The organism is Salmonella sp. SAL4457 (assembly GCF_046548235.1).
In the GTDB taxonomy this organism is placed as follows: Bacteria; Pseudomonadota; Gammaproteobacteria; order Enterobacterales; family Enterobacteriaceae; genus Salmonella; species Salmonella enterica.
In genome coordinates this window covers 1-253 of sequence record NZ_JBGDZO010000926.1, presented here as the reverse complement: position 1 = coordinate 253, position 253 = coordinate 1, and the positions used below count along the sequence as shown (strand labels likewise).

1 protein-coding gene is annotated in these 253 nt (G+C 69.6%); it reads left to right on the top strand.

Translation table 11 applies throughout. From position 1 onward, the window contains the following. Positions 1–253 (top strand): hypothetical protein (locus ACLJNW_RS26910; protein ID WP_410961609.1); only part of this gene is annotated, 253 nt, incomplete at both ends.

Sequence of the window (253 nt, the reverse complement as noted above, 5' to 3'; positions counted from 1 at the left end):
ACATCGACTGGACGACCACGATCATCGCCGCGTTCTCGTTCCTGTTCCACTTCGGCGCCGTGGGGTCGATCTACTCCGACTGGATGGACCCGGTGGTCGACGACGAGCTCGACGTCGCGCAGCTGCTCGAGTCCGTGAAGCAGCTGCCCCCGCCTCCGGTGGAGTTGCCGCCCAAGGAGGACGCCGAGACGCCGGCCGCGACAGCGGCGCCTGCCGCCGAAGCGCCGAAGGCCGCTGGCGGTGGGAACAAGGG